The sequence below is a fragment of the Sphingomonas faeni genome, assembly GCF_030817315.1.
In the GTDB taxonomy this organism is placed as follows: Bacteria; Pseudomonadota; Alphaproteobacteria; order Sphingomonadales; family Sphingomonadaceae; genus Sphingomonas; species Sphingomonas faeni_C.
In genome coordinates, this window is record NZ_JAUSZF010000003.1 from 1 (window position 1) to 18,787 (window position 18,787).

Consider the following 18,787-nt stretch of genomic DNA (forward strand, 5'->3'; position numbering starts at 1 on the left):
TCGGTGTACCCGAATTCGTGCGACTCAACGCAACGGTATCACGGTACGTAATTATGACGGGATCTTGATCTCGGCAAATTAACTCGTTGCCGGCGATCTTTGCTGGCATGCGTCCGTAATGACAAAGCGAATTGAGTGGATTGATACGGCACGCGGGATCGGGATCATTCTGGTCGTGGCGGGGCACGCGAACCGCGGGTTGATAGCGGCGGGGGTATCGAGTGCGCCGGTTTGGCGAACGGCCGATCTGTGGCTCTATACGTTCCATATGCCGCTGTTCATGCTGCTGGCTGGCCTGAATATACTGGGGTCGCTGCGTAAGGGTATCGATCCGTTCGTCCGCACCAAGTTGTGGACGGTGGCCTATCCGTATGTTTTGTGGTCGCTGATCCAGGGTAGCGTCATGGTCGTACTTTCGGGGATGACTAATGGCCAGACCGATTGGGCAAGCCTTGCGAAGATAGGGTGGCAGCCTGTATCGCCGTTCTGGTTCCTCTACGCGCTGTTCGTTTTCATGATGCTGGTCGCGTTCGTGCGAAACTCAATCGTGCTTATTGCACTGGCCCTCACCGGGTTGATCGCGAGCGCCTTCGTCTCGGATGATACGCTGGTTCATCAGATCCTGTATCAGTTCAGCTTCTTCCTGATCGGGGTGCTCGGCGCAGACACGATCAAGACGCTGCGGCTGCCGTGGTTTCTGGTTATCGTGTTTGCGATTCTCTGGGTCGTCTTCGTCCAGTTTCTTCCGGTTTACGGCAAGGCGCCGTATCTGACTCCAACTGCGGTGCCTGCCGCACTTGCTGGCATCGCGCTGACACTGGCACTGGCGCAGTTGCCCAGAGGTCGGATGGCTGCCGCGCTCGTCCTTGTCGGGCAGGCATCGATGACGATCTTCGTCATGCATATCCTGGCAACTGCAGGCACTCGAATTTTTCTGCTCAAGGCGCATGCCCCGTTGCCACCCGCAGCAATGTTCATCGTTTGCACTACGGCCGGCGTCGGCGGGCCGCTGATCGCCTATCTCGTGCTGCAACGGTTCGGCTTGCTCCCGGTGTTCGGATTGCTGCGCCCGAAGCAAAAGACGGATAAAACTATGCCGTTAGCTGCATCGAAACACGCCATGTAAACCGAAATTGGATATTAATTGGGTTATTCAGGGTATCTTGCGTACGATCTCGAGAATTTTCTAGCCAATTCCTCCGAGAATTTCGCTCAATCCGTTAATGGGTAATGGCCTACTGATCAAATAGCCTTGTGCCTGATCACATCCCAGCTCACGAAGCAGCTCTAGCTGAGCTGATGTCTCCACTCCCTCCGCAACAACTGCTATATTTAGACTCTTACTCAGCGCTAAAACAGCTTTAACAATGGAAGTAACATCGCAGTTTTCTAGCATATCCGTAATGAAAGACTTGTCTAACTTAACCTTACTAAAGGGAAAGTGCTGTAGATAGCTAAGGCTGGAGAACCCGGTCCCAAAGTCATCGAGAACGATGCTTACGCCGAGTGCGCGAATGCGATTTAGCAGAAGCAGAGTACCACTAGCGTCATCGATCAGCACCCCTTCGGTCATTTCTAACTCGAGGAGCTGCGGATCAAGCCCGCTGTCCGCCAAAGCCCCAGCAATCATGTTGACTAGATCGCCTTGAACGAACTGCAAGGGTGAGACATTGACTGACAGTCGAAGCGGCGGACTCCAGCTCGCGGCATCCTGACATGCTTGTCTGAGAATGCGTTCCCCGAGTAGGACGATTAGCCCGCTGGCTTCGGCGACCTGTATGAAGTCATCTGGCATCACCATGCCACGCGTCGGGTGACGCCATCTGGCAAGAGCCTCAAAACCTATCACCTCTCCTGACGAGACCGTTGCGATAGGTTGGTAATAAACCTCAATCCCCGTTTCCGTCAGCAGCGCTTCGCGTAAGTCAGCCTCTGTTGACTGACGATGTCGGAATGTTCGATCGAACTCCTCGGAATAGGCACACCAGCGATCACGGCCGTCTGCTTTGGCTTGATTAAGCGCGACGCCAGCGCGGCGCTTGGTCTCGATGGGTGGGACCAGTTCGTCTTGCGGTATTGCGAGGCCAATTGAGGCGCTGATTTGGACACGTCCGCCAGGGACTTCAAATGGTTGAGCGGCCGCTCTCAGAATTCGTTCGCAAACATCTTCGATGCTTGTATCTGTATTCATATTCATGAGCAGAACCGAAAAGCAATCTCCGCCCAATCGTGAAACCGTATCCCCAGCCCTAACCACACTTAACAGTCGCTGACCGAACTGTATGAGAAGGTCATCACCAGCGGGAAAGCCATGTGTATCATTAACCAAGCCAAATTGATCGAGATCGGTTAGGAGTAAGGCGCACTCCCCAGGCTTACTTGCGTGCATTTGCTCAAAATGCTGGTTAGATAAAACACTGTTCGGCAGTCCGGTAAGCGTATCGTACAAAATAAGATTGCGATTTTGCGCCTCAGCTTCTCGATGAGCCGTTACATCCGATACGGCCGCGACTATATATTGAAGGCCTTCTAAAGTGGCGAGCTGTTTTCGTATGATTACGTGGCGGACAGACCCGCGACCGTCGATTACCTCAACCTCGCGTTCATCACCTTTGCCACTCGAGAAAACGAGATCATCCGATTCATGAACCGCGTTGATTTGCTCAGCTGGGAAGATCTCATAGTCCGATAGAGTAACCAGGGCGTTCCGGGAGCGCTGTAGAAAATCGCATGTAGCCTTATTTGCGACTTTTACTCGGTGGTCGCGACCTCTCACTACAACAGGATACGGGATTGCATCCAGTATCGACTGGATTTCATGAATGCTGCCCGGGAAATTCATATATGCACCCAACGTTTCAACGACTGAGCGGGATGCCTCGCGCGCCGATTTTGCGAAAATAAAAGCTATCCAAACCACTTAACCGTCAAAAGTTAATAACCGTAGCATGCCCACGGGAGCTGCCCTGATCTCCAATTTGGCCTTGTAAATTGGGCAACCCTTGTATGAGCCCCTTTAACTGCAGGCCGCTCTTCGCCGATATCGACGACACGTTACGCCGCCAAGGACGCTAACCACATCCAAAGGGTATAATGCTCTGCTGCTCTAATGTTCCGACACTGGTCGTAGCCGCAGTATCTGCAGAGAGCGACGGCAAAATGGCTTACATTATATCGGGAGGACCCGTTGCTGTATTACCTCGTCAGCTTCTTCCGCCGACATCGGTTTGGAATAATGGTATCCCTGTATAGCCGTGCAGCCAATATCAACGAGCTTGATCACTTGATCCTGGGTCTCAACGCCTTCAGCAATAATCTTGAGGCCCAGCGCCTTCCCCAAGCCCATAATTAGATTGACGATGGCATAGGTACTTTCAAGAGAACAGATCTCGTCGATAAACGACTTATCAACCTTGATGGTGTCTATGGGATACCGGCTTATGTAGCTGAGTGAAGAGAACCCGGTTCCGAAGTCGTCAAGTGCAATGCGAACACCAGACTGCCGGATCGACGCAATAATGCCGGCAATCTGTGGAGAAGGGTGTAGGAAAATACCTTCTGTGATTTCTAGCTCGAGACATTGCGGTGGCAAATTACACGATGCCAGGACCGCTTCCAGATTATCCAGGAACGCGGGGTCGACGAACTCCGCTGCAGATGTGTTCACGCTCATGCGGAGTGTCGAGCGACCTTGAAGGATGTGCCATTTCTTCAGTTGCGTACACGCTTCAATCATGACCCAGCGATCGATCTCACGGATGACGCCGATCTCTTCGGCAACGGGAATGAAATCCGCTGGGGTGATTTTGCCGAGTATGGGATGCTCCCAACGGAGCAGTGCTTCGAAGCTTAAAATTTCACCTGTCGTAGGGTCAACGATTGGTTGATACGCAAGATGAAAAGCCTCTTGCTGTACGGCAAGCCGAAGGTCGGTTTGCAGGGCAAGGCGTGCAACTGCGACGTCGTGCATAGAGGGATCAAAGATCGCGTAATCGCCGTGACCGGCACGTTTTGCCTCGTACATTGCGATATCGGCATCGCGGAGCAGATCGTCCGGCGAGGTATCCCGGCCCAGTGCCTGTGAAATCCCGATACTGACTGATGGAAAGACACTTTGGTGAGAGAGTTGAAGCGGCGTCCGCATTGCCTCAAGAATGCGTTCGGCGACTTCCACGGCTGTAGTCAATCCAGCCGAATCCTGGATCAGGACGGCGAATTCGTCACCGCCGATCCGGGCAAGGGTATCTTGCGGCCTGACGCTGCGCTTCAGGCGTAGGGCAACATCGCGCAACAACGCATCGCCGTGAACATGACCAAGGCTGTCATTCACGATCTTGAAGCGGTCCAGGTCTAGAAAAAGGATCGCGCAGGCCTGATCGCTTTGCGATGCCTCGCGGTCGAGGGCTGCCTGAAGCTGGTTCATGAAGTACGCACGGTTCCTCAACCGCGTCAGTCCATCATGGAACGCGGTATAGAGCAACTCAGCTTCTACACGCTTCCGTTCAACGATCTCACTTGCGAGGGCAGCATTCTGCCCTTCAGCGACGCGGACCCGGATCGCGAGGTCCTCCGCGCTCTTACGCTCAGATATGTCGCGCTGAACGGATACCCAGTGGGTGTAGCGGCCCTTCTCATTGGCGACGGGGACGATGCTGAGCTCGACCCAGAACGTGCTGCCATCCTTTCGATAGTTGACGAGTTCGACCTCGATCGGCTGCCAGCTCTCCAAAGCGTACCGCAGTTCGGCGCGCGTGGCGGGACTTGTGTCAGGCCCTTGAAGGATGCGCGGGGTCTGGCCGAGGACCTCCTCTGGCAGATATCCGGTCGCGAGTGTGAATGCCGAGTTACAATATAAAATCCGCGGACCGGGCAAGCTGACAGGTTCGGCTTCGGTTATGATGATCGAATCCCGCGCGTGTATGGCGACGGACTCGAGCAATCGAAGCCGCTCAATATCGAAGTCCTGCCCGCTCACGGCCTCCGCCGCAGCATCCCTACGCAGGAACTGGAGATCGAGAACGGTTGATAGATGCGCAGCGTGAGCCCGCACGGTATAGACCTGGGCAAGGCTGAGGTTCCGGCGCTGCCTTTTATCAATAAGAAGTAGATAGCTTGGGACGTTCCGGACTAACGATACGATCGCAACGAAGCGAACGGCGCCCCCCTCCGATCCGGAAAACCCTATCGCTGTGGTTGGAGGTAACCCGATCTTTTGAACGGTGCAGTTGCGCATGTCGTCCGTCCCGAACGGAACGAGCGCTGGCGTAATAAGACCCGGCGACAGGCTGGAACTGGTGGCAACGACCGACAGAGTATTACTGCTGATCTCACAAACAAACGCGCCAGACGCCCCTGTCGCATGCATGGCATCGTCTGCAATCTGCCGTAGGGTCCTGTGATGTGCCGCAGTCAGCCCCTGCGGGCCTGCAACATCGACGTGCACTGGGCCGATCCCAAAATCGTCGTCCACTGGTCACTCCTGGCTGGGTTCGGCATACCCTGACGCCGGAATGGGGAAGGGCTTTGGTAGCATGAAGCTGCTAATGTACTAAATAACAGACACAAAATATGTTCCACTGCGTCCGTACTAGGTAAATATCGATACTGTATTCGTTGATAGCCCAACGCCGTTGGTCGATAAACGTGGCATGACATTAACCTATATAAGTAAATTTCCTGCCCACACGCGATCCGATCTGGCTACGTACGCCGCGTGAAAGGCGTCTACCTTCATTTGAGCGAATTCACGTTGATCATGGGCGCGATATTCGCGTGAAATCTATTTCACGCCAAGCTACTTACGGTCCCTATGGCTTTTCGACCTTTGGGTGGTCGGCCTAGTGGTTCACGGTTTGAAGACCTTCGATCGCATTCCGATCCTCAATGGCGAATGGGAGCGGCGGCAAGTAGGGCGACGTCTGGGTCGCCCACTCTGACCCTTTCGTGACGCCGATGGCATCGTGATAGTTGGTCACGATCGCAAATTACGCAGAGGAACGTCTTCTGATCACAATCCCGGACGCTCGACGCTCATTACCAAAGGATGTCTGGAAGAGATGCACTATGTATGCTATCTTAGCTAGGTTAGCTAAGGAACGGTTATGCAAGTCACAGTTCATGCTGCCAAAACCCACCTTTCCAAGCTGATTGAAGCGGTTTTAGCTGGCGAAGAGGTGGTAATCGCCAGGGGCAAGCATCCCGTGGTCAAGATCGTTCCGCTTCCTCAGAACCGGTTCACAATTGGCGTGCTGAAAGGGAAAATCGCTGGCCCTGGTCCGGATTTCCTTGAACCCATGGATGCGGATGAACTGGCCCTCTGGGAGGGGAATGGCACGTGAGCCATGTCCTGCTCGACACTCACGCCTGGGCTTGGTCGATGACCGCGGATGTCCGTTTGTCTGCGGCTGCTATTGCGGCAATGGAACAGGCTGAAACGGTTTCCATCAGCGCGATTAGTTTGTTCGAGATTGGCCAGAAGGTCCGATTAGGCAAATGGCCTGAGATGGTCCCTTTCCTTGATCGTTTGATCGACCTAGCGAACGAGCAAGGCGGGCGACTGATAGAGGTGTCACCCGAGGCCAGTTTACTGGCTGCTACATTGATATGGGATCACCGCGATCCGTTTGACCGGCTGATAGCGGGGACGGCGATCTCAAGAGGCTTGCGGCTGGTTTCTACCGATATCGCGTTCGATGCATTGATCGGCGTGTCGGGATGGCCAGGACGCCTTTGGTGACCTGCGTCGATGATGATACGAAAGGGACCTCTTTGCAACGTCCGCTTCGGTCAGTTACTGTCGCAAAATTAGGGACATACGAGACGTCCGAAACTCAGGACTTCCGCGACAACGCTGCGGAAGTCCTGTGTGGTACGGGCCTTAGGTGCCTAACTCAGATGACGATTTCGCCCTCGTCGCTACCATCCCAGTAGCGGACCACCTTTGCATCGACGTGGATCATTACGACCCCGGGTGTGTCGATGCCCTCGGGAAAGTACCGATCGAGATCCTTGGTCCAGTGATCGGCGAACGCGGCTTTGTCCTCGATCAGCGCAGCGGCGCCTTCGACAGTTACAAACAGCGGGGGACCGCCGAGCATACCGACTGCACCGGTATAGCTAAGCGTGACATGCGGATCGGCGCGCAGGTCGGTAATTTTTCGTGAGTTTTGGTAGGCGAAGAAGTAGCTATCACCTTGATATTCGACATCGCCGTTGTTGCTCATCGGGCGGGCTGTCAGGGTGCCGTTGGCGGAGCGGGTCGCCATCATTGTGAAGTCCAACTTTGCCATCTTCTTTGACAGGTCGTGCAGGCTGAGGTCTGACATCGTTTTACTCCATCAATGTAGGGCCATGAAGTTTGCCCGAACGGCTGCAACGAACGTAGTGACGTGTTGGTCGCTGACGTGCTCCCTCTTTTCAGGCCGCTGATAACTTAGCTTCGGTGTCCATATGTCCTTGGCGGGGGCGGTTCGTAAACTCGGCAGGTTTACAACGGAGAGTGACCGAGGGCTGCGACCTAGCGCCTCAGTCGGGGGGATAACGTGTCGATAGCGTGCATGATGTACAACGTCACGATATCGCGGCCTAGCTCTTCGGCTACCTGTAACGCCTCCAATAGCAGTTCTTGGAGTTCGCCCTGTTTATCTACAGTCATCGTGCAGCCGCCCCGATCATGTTATCACGGCCTTAGGTAACATACCAATCCAACGCCACTTTTAAGCGTGTGACTTACTGCCATTCACGCGGTGCAATCCCGACCTAAGACCGTCCCGTACGCAGCCGCCTATTCGCGCCGTGTTGGTGCGTGCTGTTTGCTCAGGCGACGGACGACGGAGACGAGCTTCGCCATTGCGGGGTCACGGATCGGCTCGGCGAGCCGCATCTCCCGGCTTCGTCCGTCGATCGTCAGGCCAACCGTATACGTGCGCGCATCCGGCCTCGTGATATCGTTCGATGGCTCGCAACCGAAGAAGTCAGCCTGATCGGCAAGGCTGGTAAGTTCCTGACGCTCGGGCGTTGCAAGGTCGCCGAACGAAATGGTCTGTTCCTTCGCAAGCCCCGGAAAATGGGCAAGACCTCCCTCGATCCGTACCCGGGCTTCGCCCGTCACGGTCTCGTCGCAAGCCTTGTCCATCTGCATCAGATCACTCCAACCGCTGTCCATGCTTCGGCGACGGCTGTCGTCTCGGCACTGTCCGTACCGTGCAAACGCCCCGCGACGTCGATGGTGACGCGGGCAAAGCCGGCGAAGTCCGTGTTGGCCCGCGTATTGGGGTCCAGCAGCGCACTGTACCATATCCGACCGGCTTGGTCCCAAGCGTTTCCACCGATCGTCGTCGCGGCCAGGTAGAAGGCCCGGTTGGGGATACCGGAGTTGATGTGAACCCCGCCATTGTCCTGATTGGTGTGGACAAAATCGTCCATGTGGCCAGGCTGCGGATCCTTGCCGAGAACAGGATCGTCATAAGCCGTTCCGGGCCCCTTCATCGACCGCAGCGCGACGCCTTTGACCGCAGAAGTCAGCAGTCCGGCACCAATAAGCCAGTCCGCTTGATCGGCCGTCTGGCCCAGCAGCTTCTGCTTCACCAAGCTGCCGAACACGTCGGAGATGCTCTCGTTAAGCGCACCGGACTGGTTGAAGTAGGCGAGCCCTGCCTCCTTCTCGGTAACCCCGTGCGTGAGCTCGTGACCAATGACATCAAGCGCGATCGTAAAACGGTTGAACAGCTCGCCGTCACCATCGCCGAACACCATCTGGGTGCCGTCCCAGAAGGCGTTGTCATAGTCCTGATCGTAATGGACTGTGGCATCAAGCGGCAGGCCCGCGTCGTCGATCGAGTTGCGCTGATAGGCTTCCCAGAACAGCGCGAACGTTGCACCCAAGCCCTCATACGCCTCGTCGACCGCGATATCGCCGGTCGGTCCCTCCCCTTCACGCCGCACGACCACAGAACCAGGCGCTTCGGGTTCGCCCCCAGCGTCTCGGATCGTTCGAAGTGGACTGGGCACAAGGATGTTGCCCGCAGCCGACCGCCGTCGGGCGAGATCTCCGGTGACGGGCCCCGCCGTACTGGCTCGGACGATCCGAATGGTTGGGTCGATCATCAGGCTGTGCATCGCCATGGCGCGCAACGCAGGTGAGCCGTTCTCGGCGATCTTGGAAAGGATGTAGGGTGGCAGGATGCAGTGAAGCGAATGCCGATGCGTGGACATGCACATGATCGTGTCTCCTTATCGATTAGCGGCGGGAGTGGCGAAGCGCGAAGGGTACGAGCGCGACCCACATGATGGTGATGAAAGCGAGAAACTGGCTGGTCTGCGCCGGGCCACCCGGGAGGTAGCCAAACCCGCCTAGCGAGGCGGCGTAGAGCTCGAACGAAATGACCGACACGCCGATTGCCAGCACATCTGTATCTCCCCCACTCTCCTCCTGCGTTCCGAACCAACGCAGCGCGATGACGAACAGCGTGATGATGACGATGAGGATCAAGCGGATGACGATGTCGGTGCCAGCGATGCCAATGGCGAGGGGGTAAAGGGTCACGGCCTCGACCGGGAAGAGCTTCACAAGACTGGTATAATATGGCTCGGGCGTTGGATCGGGCCGGCGCCCGGGTCTTACCAACGGCGTTGATGATCGTCGAAGCCGCAGCGCGCCGCGCAGGGCTGGCCTAGCGGACGCCACCCCATCATTGGCAAATGCCGCAATCGCGCGCTGTACGGCTGCCGCGTACCGCGACACCTCCGCATCGCTGGGGGCAAGCGCGGCGCCGATCATCGTCGCTTGTTCGCAGCGATCCAGGATCGTCGCGAATGCCGATCGGTCCACGGCTTCGACACTGTGGGATGAAGCGAACCGATCGCGTTCGTTACCGAGCGCCGTGCGTAGACCGAATATCGTATCGAAGAAGCGCGGGAGATAGCGGGGGTTCTCGGTCAATGCCTGAAGCTGATCGATGAGCGCGTCTGCAGCCTCCACAGCCTGGGTAAAGGTGGTCATTGGATCATCCTCAGGCAGGGTTGGCGATCGACGCGATGAGTCCGAGCGCGCGCGTGATACGATCGATGTTCAGTCGAGCCGCGGCGCGGCGCTGCTGCGGCGATAAGCGACCTGCTAAGGCATCCCGCAGCCCGGCCTGGGCTTTTGCGGTGAGATCAATGGCGTCTGCGACTTCAGCTGCCCGTACGGGTCCCTGCTTTGCGGCCTCGCGGGCGGCAAAAACACGGGTGGCAAGCTGCTCGCGCTGGTCGGCCGACAGACTGGTGCGATTGCGAAGGTAGGTTCGGAACAGCGCGTTGCCGTAGAGATCGTCGGCGTTGCGCACGGCCCCCCTGCCCCAGGTCGTGACCTGTACGAACAGCGATGCCAGTGTGCGATCGACGACCGCGCCGCGTTCAACAACTAACGCACGTACATTGCGGGTTTGCCGCGCTTCCCGCGCGAGGTCGTTGGCAAACGCGATCAGCGCAACGACGCTCTGCCCTTGTTCGCTGGCGACAGCCGCGTTGACGTTTGGCAGGTCGGTGCCTGCGACAAAGTTCGTGAACCGGGCAAGCCGGTCGGCTTGATCGGCAAACGCAGTGATCTCGGCCGATACGTCGGTCTTGGGGGCGTCGAGAATGGCTGCTAACGCATCAGCGTATCCACCAATTGCGACGATCAGGGCAACACGTGGCTCTAGTACCGCTCGTGGACTACTTCCAATGTCGATTTCGAACACCGTATAGCCAAGGGCCGGTGGCTCGCTCGCAAGGCATAGTGGTGCGGGCGGGGCGTTCGGTGCCGTAGGCACCTGGATACGGAGCGGGGTCGCCGGCAAGCAGCTTGGATCGCTCGCAACCAACGCTGCAGCAGCCTCACGACGGCGCAGTTCTATTGCGTCGAAATAGGCCGTCGTGGCTAGGACTGCCTCTCGGCCTCGGGCCTGAACAGTGCCTGCGTTTTCGAGCTGAATCGCGTTTGTCGCGCATCCCGCCAGCAGAGGCAGGCCTATCAATACAGGTAGAAGGGAAATGACGCGGCAGCGCATAACGGTCTCCTTCGGGCTTTCGGGCATCATGCGCCTAAACTGCGATTCTCTGTTCTCTTTCTACGCCGCGGGATCGTCCGCACACGCGAACGGTCCGCTGGCCGATCACGCGCGCGGACAGCGGTGATGATGTTGACGACGCTGGTGATGAGCGCTGCGATACCTACGAGCATGGGGCCGTCGATCATGTCGGTCATTGTCCGACTCTCCTTGTTGATCCGACTACCGATGTTCCATATATGTTCTTTGTAGGACAGCGCTATTTGCGGCCGCTACAGCCGAATATCTTTGGCCTTGGTGATCAAAGCACGGACCATGTCGCCGGTTGCCGTCTCCTCGTTCGAGAACCCATCAAATTGCCGCAGCAAACCAAAGTCGAGGTTCGTCAGGCCTTCAATCGAAAGGACTGATCGCTGATAGGTCTTGAACGCGCCGAACAGGAGCGACTGCGCGTCCAGGTCGACATCGTGATCGATCAGATACGCGGAGGCCGATGGACGACCATCGTCATGGATGAAGGCCACGACCTTCCAATAGGCCAGCGGGATTGCGACGCCGCGATAAACCGGATCATCGGGCCTGAAAACAGGCCCTGTAAAGACGGTCGCACGTTCGCCAACCCGACGTGTGGTGCTGAGGATGTAGTCCTCGAGGTTTAGCCATGAGCGTTGATTAAAAACGGAGAGCTGCGGCGCGCAGTTGGTAAAATGGAAGGTATCGCGGTTGGCCTCGCTGGCGGTGGGACCCCAGTTGGGATCCTCACGCCGTACGAGATGGCCGCGATCAAAGTCGTTATCGGCATAAAGCTCGTCCCCCGCCTGAGCCTCTTTGGGAATGCGGCCGTCGAACGCCCAAGAATCCCCGCCGCGCGGTACCGAGACGCTGGCTCTCCCATCTATATTGACGGCGGTGAAGAGGCAAGACGCCGGCTTTTCGACATAAGAATTGAGAAATGCTCGTAGTCGAGGCGGTCACTCTCGCTGCCCGTCACCGGCAGTACATCCCCGGCAATCGCACGGGCGTCGGGGAGCGGCACGGCAAAGCCGGGAAGAAAGTCTTCGTTGTAGCCTTCCCGCCCGCGAAACGTACCTGCCTCGGACGTCCTGACCCCCTCGGGTTCGAACAGCTGCAAACCAAAGTTCGAACGCGTCAGCGGCTGAAGGTCAATCAAACGGGGGCGATATGACAGGTCGATCATAATTGTCCTCTTTCGCGTCTTCACGACGAATACCCCCGGCTGTGTAACGTCGTGATGACACCCGCATCCCCGGTAGGTCCGGCTAAAATGTCGCTCTGGTCCAGCGTAATTGCGATGGCTGGCAAACCGTCCTCGCAGTTCAGTCAGTGGAGTAGTTATCGGCTTCCCGCGATAATAGCAGCCATCTAATGCGCTATATAGCACCAATTGTATGACGTGGAGGCCGATATGACGATCGTGCGTAAAACCATAACCCTGACCGAACATTAGAATGCTGGGATCGCCGCCTAAGTCGACGCCGGCAGCTACACCAATGACAGCGATGCAATCCGCGACCTCATCCGGCGCGAGCAGGAACACAGCCTTAAGATCAAGAGCATCCGTCAGGCACTGATCGAAGGCGAACAGAGCGGGGAGCCGGAGCCGTTCGACTTTGCTGCGTTTAAGCGGCGCAAAGCCGCGCAGCATGGCTGAATACCGGCTTAGCCCGAGGGCGCAACGTGACCTTGATGGGGTGTTCGACCATACCGTGGCGCATCGGGGCCTGCCCCAAGCGATGCGCTACACCGACCTTATCGAAGCCGCTTGCGCTGATCTGGCTGAAGCCCCGCAGCAGGCGCAGGACTGTGCCAACATCCGACCAGGCTATCGACGGCGCAGTGTCGAGCAGCACGTCATTTATTTTCGGCTGACCGGTTACGGCATCGCCGTCATCCGTATCCTGCATCAACGCATGGATGCTGCTCGTTACCTGCAGGTAGCGGCTCGCAATTATGATCGCTCGGAACTGCAATAAAGGGAGGTTTGCCGCTCACATTGCGTGAGACAAATCGAGGCGGCAGGCGCACGATCGTTGAGACACAAACCACGATCGGTGCGGCGGATGCACAATACTGATCCGTTCGCTCGCAAATGACGATCAAGACGTCTGATGCTACGCTGGGTACGCTATGGAGATAGAGGGCGACTTTCATGTTCAACCGTCTAGACGACGTCACGAAGGCCAACGATCAACGCTGAACTGACGCTATTGTTTGGACGCCCCAGCAATCGCATCAAGCGCGGCCGCAACCCGACGCCAGTCTTGTGGATTGGTGGTGTCACGAAGAATGTCGAAAAGCCTGTCCGTGAAATGCTCAGGCTCATCGTCGCCAAATGCTGCCGCGATAGTCGACGCCTTTTCCCAGATTTCCCGATCGGACATAGCCGGCAGCTCAGGCATTGGGAGTGTTTCCACGTGTCGGAAACACCGGTCCACGAACAGTCATTTGAGCGGCCGGATATGGCCGCTGCAGCGCCAGCACGTCGTCATAGCTTCCTGTGAGCCAACGCCCGTAATCATCCGGCCTCAGGATTGTAATCATCGCCTTGGGGTGGATCGGCGCCACCAGTTCGTTCGCATCGCACGTGACCATTGCGAAGTAGCGTTGGTCACCGACCTGTCGCCAGAAGCCGGCGATGGCGAACACGGGCTGATCGGTAACGGCGAACCACATCTCCCCTTTGATCGGCTTCTTGCCGTCGCCCAGGTCCGTAGGCTCGCGCGCCCATTCGCAGAACTCCGTCAGCGGGATCAGGCACCGGTTGGGGGGGGCGCTGACGAGCGAGCGCCATTGGGGGAGATGGAGGGTGCGCACGTTCGTTTGTGCGACCTTGCGGCCAGCCTGTTTCGCCTGCCCAGCCAGAACATCCCATTCCATTACGTCGAGACCGCGGCGATCACCGTCATTCCGCACGACATACGCCCGGCCGAACGGACGCAGCTCTTTCGGATCGAACCGGTTGTCCATTGGCTTCTCGGTCAACCATTCGGTCCCGAAGCGCTCGAATATGGTCTCGGGTTCGCCGCTGAACCTTGCTCGGTTACACATGGGATGATTCCGGATTGGCGCTGGATCGGTTCACTCGTCGAGGTTCCGACGTCGCATCTCATCACGTAGCGCTTCGGCAGCGAGATCGCCTACTTCACCCTCGGTCTGTTGATACGCTGCTAGAAGCTCATCGTCGGTTGCGCTGGCCAGCAGGCCTTCGGTCTGAGCCCTGAACGTGTCGACTTCCTCTGCAGCGACGTCCGCAGCGTCGTCGGAGGAGACCTCGCCGTTTGCCAAATCAGCGGCCGGCGCCAGCACGGCGTCCTGCTTAAATACATCGAACGCCTCGGCTGCCTCGTTGCGTTGCGCGATCAAGGAGTGAAGCTGACCAAGAAGGTCGAACTGTGATGCGAGATTTTCCATTGCCGAGCCTAGGCCGGGTTCCTCAGCGCATGCAATATGGCGTTACTAAGCTTCGCTGACTTACAGGTTCACGCGCCCGACAACTGCACCGATCGCGATCACGGAGACGATGATCGCCCAGCCCTCCCATGTTCGAGGGGACCAGCCAATACCTACGACTTTTGGCTGAAACCATTCCCGCGGATGATTCATGAAGGCTTTCGATACTGGCGAGACTGGCAGACCTGCCTTTCACTTCCCGGCCTCGAGCAATACATGCTGGGAACGGAGGACGCCAGCATGCCCGCGGACATCATGAAGGTAGACGACCAAACCAAGATCGACCTGTTCCAGAGATTATGCCGATCGTCATGCAGTATCTTGCGGCAAACTCAGCCGATGAAGCGTTGATCGCCGACGACATCATAGACTTTTTCGCGCTCTCGATCGCGTCGGTAATCCAGAACGATACTAACCTGACGACCCCGCAGTTGCAGCGCAAAGGCGTCGACGCAGCGGGCAAACACATCGCGCACTGGGTCCGGCTGTTGAAGCTCGATAACGAACAGCGTGGCGCATCCCTATTGGCGATGACGATGGGCGCGGTCGCGTCCGACGAAACGAAGCAGTAGCGCTCCCGTGGACCGTGGGACGGCCTTACCCGCTGGCGTCGCGGGATGAGCGACAATGGCCGATCCGATCAGCCGACAGGGTCGCGCACGGTCCCCCAGCGCGGCCAATGGGCATGAAACGCCAGACGTAGGCTGCTGTGGGCAGCCGCGCCGCTATACCTGCGTATCGGTGCCTGCCGCACCGCCGCTTACGACAGCGCCCATCCTACATATTGTCGGCTGACGGCCGTCGCTGATATGGTTGTTTCACCCGGTTCTCGGCGTTCGCCTGCGCCAGGCGCTCGGTCATTTCACCCTGACTGGCAATCGCATCCCAAGCCTCCGCCGATCGAAGATGACGCTCTCGAACGAGCGGTAGCGTGGACCGCCCCGCTTCCGATCGTTCGTGGGCAGCAGCGTTCCGGTATGACTCGATTTGAGAGTTGTTCATGCGGCAAACCTTTAACCGACAACCCAGGATCTAAAACCCCACACCGTCGAGATCATGCGGTGTCATCGTTCAGAACCGGTTGCAAACCAGCTTGATTGCTGTGGCGCCGCGGATCCAACCACGTTGGTTCTCCGTTATTAAACTCGGAGGTGACATATGATCGACGACCCAAAGCCCGAAGACAAGGATGCCACTGAGCAGGCCAAGGAAATGGAAGAAGTGCAGGAGGACGCTGCCAAAGAACGCGAGGAGAACGGCGGTTATCAGTAGAGCGGTGCTGCCTGTAATGAATCAGATTTCATTTTTAAATAGTATACTCTAATGACAACAAAACGCTGCTCTATTGACCTGAATGTGTTTGTTACTTCTCGTTACTAATGTTCGGCTGCACAGTTCGAGAGGATAGCGCAGCCGAACACCGCTGCTCGGACCGCTGCAGTTTACACGGTTGAGAGCTCCTTGAAGAAGACCAGAACAGGCTGTATTTTAACATTTTGTTACGGTACATGAAGCATTCGTTGAAATAGCTACTCATCTGCACCCCAACAGCTTTCTCAGGTTTAAGATTAACCTGCGTTGCCGTCGGGCGGAGCTGGAAGTTGAAACTGGGCAGCAAATGCCCCTGCCCGCCCGCGGTCGTTCATGATAGGAGCGCACATGCTCAAGACAAGAATGAAGCGGCTCACTGATCGCAGTGGTCGCGCGGTCGGACGCCTTGCCGAGATCGAAACGTCCATCACAGGCCTTGCTGACGATGATCTGCTCGATCTGGCCGACATCTTCAAAGCCGACCCTCACACTCCGATCGGGAATATGGCGTTCGTTGAAATGGCAAGGCGTAACATCAGTCTCTGAAGGTCGTACCGTCACGCGTTGGCAAAATCACGTGACCACGCCGAGCGACTCGGTTACCGGCAGTGACCTGCCGCAGCGACACATAATGATAAAGAGATGATGCAGCGATGGTAGCGACTGGCACCCGAGTCAACGAGATAGGCACCCTGATCCGCGATGGCGGGGCCTTCTATCTTCGCCGCGATGTCGGTGGGCGCTACGAGCTGGAGCTGCACCGTACCCCCGTCGACCTGGTTGAAAAACGCGTCCGGCTCATTGGCACATTGGTTGGCCCAGATCTGGTAAACGCTGACGGCGTTGCCCCAGCTTAGCAGACTGACCACTCCTCTGGTTTAGTCGTTTTCCGCTGGGCGCAATTCTGATTCAACCCGACTCATTGGCGTTGCGTACAAATCACGAACAGGCATCATCCTGCCTATGGAACAGCGGATCATTCATGCTTGCGGTCATGAGCAGGCTCATCATCTCACCGGCTTTGACAGCCAGCAGGAACGCAAAGCCAAGTGGCTGAAGACGACGACCTGCCGAGACTGCTTCGTTGCGGAAAAGCGGGCTGAGGAAGCCGCTGCGGCAGCGTTAAGCAGCGCTGCTATCTCCCACCTCGATCTTCCACTCCTGACCGGCAGCGATCGGCAGATCAACTGGGGAGCGACGATCAGGACCAAGCGGCTCGCAGGGCTAACCGACCTCTACAACGACGCCGATTGTGACGCGTGCCTTCGGGTGACTGACGCCAAATGGTGGATCGATCATCGCGATTTGACGGACGTTGACCTGATCGCAGCAGCGACGCAGGCACCGGACATGCAAAGCGCCTCGGCGGTTGCGGCTTCGATTACCGATATGCCTCGGACAGCATGACCATTTCGGCCAACGCCGTCACGACGGTCGACGCCGCGAAGATGGCGTCATCGATAGCACGAACCTTGCCGAGATATTGCACGCACGTACCCCTGCTTGTGATGCTAGCCAGTATGAAATGTCCGGCTGCGTAGCACAGTTCTTTTCGAGTATACCTCTGACGGACTGCGTGTCCCGCTGTCCCGGGAAGCTGGTGCTTCGGGACGCCCTGGGGTCTCGCGGTCAGCGTCCGTGGCCTTGGCGTTTTCGCTTCGATCAAGCAATGGAAGAACCAGGGCGCCTTCCTGATGCGCGAGCTCGACAAGGGGGGGGGCGAGTTCGGTCTGACAGCGCTCGCTTATAACCTCAGGCGGGCGATAAACATGGTCGGCGTACACGGACTGATCCGGGCCGTGCAGGCCTGATCTAGCGCCAAAACGCCCCCCGGCCGGCCTTCGCGGCTGTGGCGCTCTATCGGTAGCCCTGTGTCGCCTATAATCCTCAGCCAATATCCTGGCCCTCATCCAGCGCATTCCTGGCGCGGCATCAGCCAACGGCGAGTTTCCGCACAGTCTGATGAGAAAACAGGAAAGCCTTTCGGCACACTACTTGCCGTAAACCGCGTCATAGCGTACATACATTTCTGTAAATGTAGAGCGGCGGTGATTTTCAAGTGGGACGATGGGGAAGCTGCATCGAATCACGCCAAGCACAGGGTCTCTTTCGAGCTGGCGCGCCAGGTTTGGAGCGATCCGCTTTACCTAGTCCTCCCCGGTCGCGTGGAAGGTGGAGAGCAGCGCTGGCATGCCATTGACATGATCGGTGCCGTCGTCGTCCTGGTGGTCGTTCACAGTCATCCCCGACCGGACGACGAAGACCGGGTCCGGATCATCAGCGCTCGAAAGGCAACGGCACACGAAAGGAAACGCTATGAGCAGGAAAGCGCTTAACCCCGAGTTCCAGGATCAGCTCGATCGGCTCGCAGCTCTGCCGGACGATCAGATCAACACCACGGATATCCCCGAAGCATCGGCCGAGGCGTGGCAGCATGCCCGCCGGCCAGGTCTGTATCGGCCTATCAAGAAACCCGTCACGCTCCGGCTCGATGCCGATATCGTAAGCTGGTTCAAGGAACACGCCCACGATCGCGGCTACCAGACCGAAATCAACCGCGTGCTGCGCCGCTACGTTGCCGAGAGCGAAGCGCGGGCCTGACGCTACCGCCCGAAGTCGATATCCGGCTCGTGCCCGCGCTGTCGTTCCCGCTCCTGCTACCGATCGCGCCCACCCTGCCTCGCCTAGTCCAGCTTGATCGCCGGCGTCTGTTCGCGACGGGGTGACTGATCGAGCGCCGGCAGTGCGTCCAACCCGTCACCGCTACTGACGTGCAGCCCCGACCGCATCGCGCGCGCCGTACCCTGGCGAAGCTCGACATGCTTTGCGCTGCCAGCTCGGCTCGTTCGCGTAGCTGGTGGCTCCATTCGTGGATCCGCTCCCGACCGCGCTGGATGTAGTACCCCAGCCCTCGCGCTTCTTGGATTGCCTCGTTCATCTTCTCGCGCGGCGTGACGGCGTGCGGCTCCTCACCG

Annotated in this window: 25 protein-coding genes; 12 read left to right on the top strand and 13 right to left on the bottom strand. The window is 57.6% G+C overall.

What is annotated here, in order from left to right; all coding sequences use genetic code 11:
- Positions 1-118 precede the first annotated feature (118 nt).
- Positions 119-1,126 (top strand): acyltransferase family protein, encoded by a 1,008-nt coding sequence (locus QFZ54_RS17520; RefSeq protein WP_307089591.1) that lies wholly within the window; start codon positions 119-121, stop codon positions 1,124-1,126.
- Between the two features lie 60 nt (positions 1,127-1,186).
- Here QFZ54_RS17520 and QFZ54_RS17525 read toward each other — a convergent pair whose 3' ends face one another.
- Positions 1,187-2,842 (bottom strand): sensor domain-containing protein, encoded by a 1,656-nt coding sequence (locus QFZ54_RS17525; RefSeq protein ID WP_307089594.1) that lies wholly within the window; start codon positions 2,840-2,842, stop codon positions 1,187-1,189.
- 327 nt (positions 2,843-3,169) lie between these two features.
- A complete protein-coding gene (locus tag QFZ54_RS17530) occupies positions 3,170-5,470 on the bottom strand; it encodes a putative bifunctional diguanylate cyclase/phosphodiesterase (protein ID WP_307089596.1) in 2,301 nt (766 codons plus the stop codon).
- Positions 5,471-5,777: 307 nt separating this feature from the next.
- On the opposite strand from QFZ54_RS17530, the gene QFZ54_RS20515 reads away from it, so the two are divergent.
- The 3 genes from QFZ54_RS20515 (at position 5,778) to QFZ54_RS17540 (ending at position 6,736) form a co-directional block, all read left to right on the top strand.
- Positions 5,778-5,936, top strand: coding sequence for a 2TM domain-containing protein (locus tag QFZ54_RS20515; RefSeq protein ID WP_373458620.1), 159 nt, complete (start codon positions 5,778-5,780; stop codon positions 5,934-5,936).
- A gap of 165 nt (positions 5,937-6,101) precedes the next feature.
- The gene (locus QFZ54_RS17535; protein ID WP_307089597.1) at positions 6,102-6,338 is read left to right on the top strand and encodes a type II toxin-antitoxin system Phd/YefM family antitoxin; all 237 of its coding nucleotides are present in this window, start codon (positions 6,102-6,104) and stop codon (positions 6,336-6,338) included.
- Positions 6,335-6,736, top strand: a complete 402-nt coding sequence (locus QFZ54_RS17540; RefSeq protein ID WP_307089600.1) for a type II toxin-antitoxin system VapC family toxin — start codon at positions 6,335-6,337, stop codon at positions 6,734-6,736. Before QFZ54_RS17535 ends, QFZ54_RS17540 begins: the two co-directional genes overlap by 4 nt.
- A 154-nt stretch (positions 6,737-6,890) precedes the next feature.
- Here QFZ54_RS17540 and QFZ54_RS17545 read toward each other — a convergent pair whose 3' ends face one another.
- The 7 genes from QFZ54_RS17545 to QFZ54_RS17575 form a co-directional block, all read right to left on the bottom strand.
- On the bottom strand, positions 6,891-7,325 hold the full coding sequence (locus QFZ54_RS17545; RefSeq protein ID WP_307089602.1) for a pyridoxamine 5'-phosphate oxidase family protein: 435 nt from the start codon (positions 7,323-7,325) through the stop codon (positions 6,891-6,893).
- A 458-nt stretch (positions 7,326-7,783) separates the two neighbouring features.
- On the bottom strand, positions 7,784-8,140 hold the full coding sequence (locus tag QFZ54_RS17550) for a protealysin inhibitor emfourin (RefSeq protein ID WP_307089604.1): 357 nt from the start codon (positions 8,138-8,140) through the stop codon (positions 7,784-7,786).
- The gene (locus QFZ54_RS17555) at positions 8,140-9,219 is read right to left on the bottom strand and encodes a M4 family metallopeptidase (RefSeq protein WP_307089606.1); all 1,080 of its coding nucleotides are present in this window, start codon (positions 9,217-9,219) and stop codon (positions 8,140-8,142) included. Before QFZ54_RS17555 ends, QFZ54_RS17550 begins: the two co-directional genes overlap by 1 nt.
- Before the next feature lie 19 nt (positions 9,220-9,238).
- On the bottom strand, positions 9,239-10,000 hold the full coding sequence (locus QFZ54_RS17560; protein WP_307089608.1) for a hypothetical protein: 762 nt from the start codon (positions 9,998-10,000) through the stop codon (positions 9,239-9,241).
- A gap of 10 nt (positions 10,001-10,010) precedes the next feature.
- Complete coding sequence (locus QFZ54_RS17565; protein WP_307089610.1) at positions 10,011-10,721, bottom strand: hypothetical protein; 711 nt, start codon at positions 10,719-10,721, stop codon at positions 10,011-10,013.
- Positions 10,722-11,056: 335 nt separating this feature from the next.
- Complete coding sequence (locus tag QFZ54_RS17570) at positions 11,057-11,227, bottom strand: hypothetical protein (RefSeq protein WP_307089612.1); 171 nt, start codon at positions 11,225-11,227, stop codon at positions 11,057-11,059.
- Positions 11,228-11,302: 75 nt separating this feature from the next.
- Positions 11,303-11,929, bottom strand: coding sequence for a DNA/RNA non-specific endonuclease (locus QFZ54_RS17575; RefSeq protein WP_307089790.1), 627 nt, complete (start codon positions 11,927-11,929; stop codon positions 11,303-11,305).
- Between the two features lie 638 nt (positions 11,930-12,567).
- Between QFZ54_RS17575 and QFZ54_RS20520 the strand changes: the two genes are divergently transcribed.
- Entirely contained in the window at positions 12,568-12,702 is a 135-nt protein-coding gene (locus tag QFZ54_RS20520) for a type II toxin-antitoxin system ParD family antitoxin (RefSeq protein WP_373458621.1), read from the top strand.
- Positions 12,695-13,024, top strand: a complete 330-nt coding sequence (locus tag QFZ54_RS17585; protein ID WP_307089616.1) for a type II toxin-antitoxin system RelE/ParE family toxin — start codon at positions 12,695-12,697, stop codon at positions 13,022-13,024. Before QFZ54_RS20520 ends, QFZ54_RS17585 begins: the two co-directional genes overlap by 8 nt.
- A 231-nt stretch (positions 13,025-13,255) precedes the next feature.
- Here QFZ54_RS17585 and QFZ54_RS17590 read toward each other — a convergent pair whose 3' ends face one another.
- Genes QFZ54_RS17590 through QFZ54_RS17600 form a run of 3 tightly spaced genes read right to left on the bottom strand, consistent with a single transcriptional unit; the run spans position 13,256 to position 14,462 of the window.
- Positions 13,256-13,450: a hypothetical protein gene (locus QFZ54_RS17590; protein ID WP_307089618.1), complete on the bottom strand. Its 195-nt coding sequence runs from the start codon at positions 13,448-13,450 to the stop codon at positions 13,256-13,258.
- The gene (locus QFZ54_RS17595) at positions 13,443-14,099 is read right to left on the bottom strand and encodes an SOS response-associated peptidase (RefSeq protein ID WP_307089620.1); all 657 of its coding nucleotides are present in this window, start codon (positions 14,097-14,099) and stop codon (positions 13,443-13,445) included. Before QFZ54_RS17595 ends, QFZ54_RS17590 begins: the two co-directional genes overlap by 8 nt.
- Positions 14,100-14,129: 30 nt before the next feature.
- Complete coding sequence (locus QFZ54_RS17600) at positions 14,130-14,462, bottom strand: hypothetical protein (RefSeq protein WP_307089621.1); 333 nt, start codon at positions 14,460-14,462, stop codon at positions 14,130-14,132.
- Positions 14,463-14,800: 338 nt separating this feature from the next.
- Between QFZ54_RS17600 and QFZ54_RS17605 the strand changes: the two genes are divergently transcribed.
- The 6 genes from QFZ54_RS17605 (at position 14,801) to QFZ54_RS17630 (ending at position 18,413) form a co-directional block, all read left to right on the top strand.
- Complete coding sequence (locus QFZ54_RS17605) at positions 14,801-15,073, top strand: hypothetical protein (RefSeq protein ID WP_307089623.1); 273 nt, start codon at positions 14,801-14,803, stop codon at positions 15,071-15,073.
- A 1,087-nt stretch (positions 15,074-16,160) separates the two neighbouring features.
- The gene (locus QFZ54_RS17610; RefSeq protein WP_307089624.1) at positions 16,161-16,358 is read left to right on the top strand and encodes a hypothetical protein; all 198 of its coding nucleotides are present in this window, start codon (positions 16,161-16,163) and stop codon (positions 16,356-16,358) included.
- Between the two features lie 107 nt (positions 16,359-16,465).
- Positions 16,466-16,669, top strand: coding sequence for a DUF5818 domain-containing protein (locus QFZ54_RS17615; RefSeq protein WP_307089627.1), 204 nt, complete (start codon positions 16,466-16,468; stop codon positions 16,667-16,669).
- Between the two features lie 106 nt (positions 16,670-16,775).
- On the top strand, positions 16,776-17,219 hold the full coding sequence (locus QFZ54_RS17620; protein WP_307089629.1) for a hypothetical protein: 444 nt from the start codon (positions 16,776-16,778) through the stop codon (positions 17,217-17,219).
- 641 nt (positions 17,220-17,860) lie between these two features.
- The gene (locus tag QFZ54_RS17625; RefSeq protein WP_307089630.1) at positions 17,861-18,148 is read left to right on the top strand and encodes a BrnT family toxin; all 288 of its coding nucleotides are present in this window, start codon (positions 17,861-17,863) and stop codon (positions 18,146-18,148) included.
- Entirely contained in the window at positions 18,129-18,413 is a 285-nt protein-coding gene (locus QFZ54_RS17630; RefSeq protein WP_307089632.1) for a BrnA antitoxin family protein, read from the top strand. The genes QFZ54_RS17625 and QFZ54_RS17630 overlap by 20 nt, the downstream gene beginning before the upstream one ends.
- 83 nt (positions 18,414-18,496) lie before the next feature.
- Here the strand turns inward: QFZ54_RS17630 and QFZ54_RS17635 are convergent, their stop codons facing one another.
- Complete coding sequence (locus tag QFZ54_RS17635; RefSeq protein ID WP_307089634.1) at positions 18,497-18,679, bottom strand: hypothetical protein; 183 nt, start codon at positions 18,677-18,679, stop codon at positions 18,497-18,499.
- Between the last annotated feature and the right edge of the window lie 108 nt (positions 18,680-18,787).

Excerpts from the sequence above, each read along its gene's own strand:
- QFZ54_RS17520 (WP_307089591.1), top strand. The coding sequence starts at position 119 with ATGACAAAGCGAATTGAGTGGATTGATACGGCACGCGGGATCGGGATC.
- QFZ54_RS17525 (WP_307089594.1), bottom strand. The coding sequence starts at position 2,842 with ATGAATTTCCCGGGCAGCATTCATGAAATCCAGTCGATACTGGATGCA.
- QFZ54_RS17535 (WP_307089597.1), top strand. The coding sequence starts at position 6,102 with ATGCAAGTCACAGTTCATGCTGCCAAAACCCACCTTTCCAAGCTGATT.
- QFZ54_RS17545 (WP_307089602.1), bottom strand. The coding sequence starts at position 7,325 with ATGTCAGACCTCAGCCTGCACGACCTGTCAAAGAAGATGGCAAAGTTG.
- QFZ54_RS17550 (WP_307089604.1), bottom strand. The coding sequence starts at position 8,140 with ATGCAGATGGACAAGGCTTGCGACGAGACCGTGACGGGCGAAGCCCGG.
- QFZ54_RS17555 (WP_307089606.1), bottom strand. The coding sequence starts at position 9,219 with ATGTGCATGTCCACGCATCGGCATTCGCTTCACTGCATCCTGCCACCC.
- QFZ54_RS17560 (WP_307089608.1), bottom strand. The coding sequence starts at position 10,000 with ATGACCACCTTTACCCAGGCTGTGGAGGCTGCAGACGCGCTCATCGAT.
- QFZ54_RS17570 (WP_307089612.1), bottom strand. The coding sequence starts at position 11,227 with ATGACCGACATGATCGACGGCCCCATGCTCGTAGGTATCGCAGCGCTC.
- QFZ54_RS17585 (WP_307089616.1), top strand. The coding sequence starts at position 12,695 with ATGGCTGAATACCGGCTTAGCCCGAGGGCGCAACGTGACCTTGATGGG.
- QFZ54_RS17590 (WP_307089618.1), bottom strand. The coding sequence starts at position 13,450 with ATGCCTGAGCTGCCGGCTATGTCCGATCGGGAAATCTGGGAAAAGGCG.
- QFZ54_RS17595 (WP_307089620.1), bottom strand. The coding sequence starts at position 14,099 with ATGTGTAACCGAGCAAGGTTCAGCGGCGAACCCGAGACCATATTCGAG.
- QFZ54_RS17600 (WP_307089621.1), bottom strand. The coding sequence starts at position 14,462 with ATGGAAAATCTCGCATCACAGTTCGACCTTCTTGGTCAGCTTCACTCC.
- QFZ54_RS17605 (WP_307089623.1), top strand. The coding sequence starts at position 14,801 with ATGCCGATCGTCATGCAGTATCTTGCGGCAAACTCAGCCGATGAAGCG.
- QFZ54_RS17610 (WP_307089624.1), top strand. The coding sequence starts at position 16,161 with ATGCTCAAGACAAGAATGAAGCGGCTCACTGATCGCAGTGGTCGCGCG.
- QFZ54_RS17615 (WP_307089627.1), top strand. The coding sequence starts at position 16,466 with ATGGTAGCGACTGGCACCCGAGTCAACGAGATAGGCACCCTGATCCGC.
- QFZ54_RS17620 (WP_307089629.1), top strand. The coding sequence starts at position 16,776 with ATGGAACAGCGGATCATTCATGCTTGCGGTCATGAGCAGGCTCATCAT.
- QFZ54_RS17630 (WP_307089632.1), top strand. The coding sequence starts at position 18,129 with ATGAGCAGGAAAGCGCTTAACCCCGAGTTCCAGGATCAGCTCGATCGG.
- QFZ54_RS17635 (WP_307089634.1), bottom strand. The coding sequence starts at position 18,679 with ATGGAGCCACCAGCTACGCGAACGAGCCGAGCTGGCAGCGCAAAGCAT.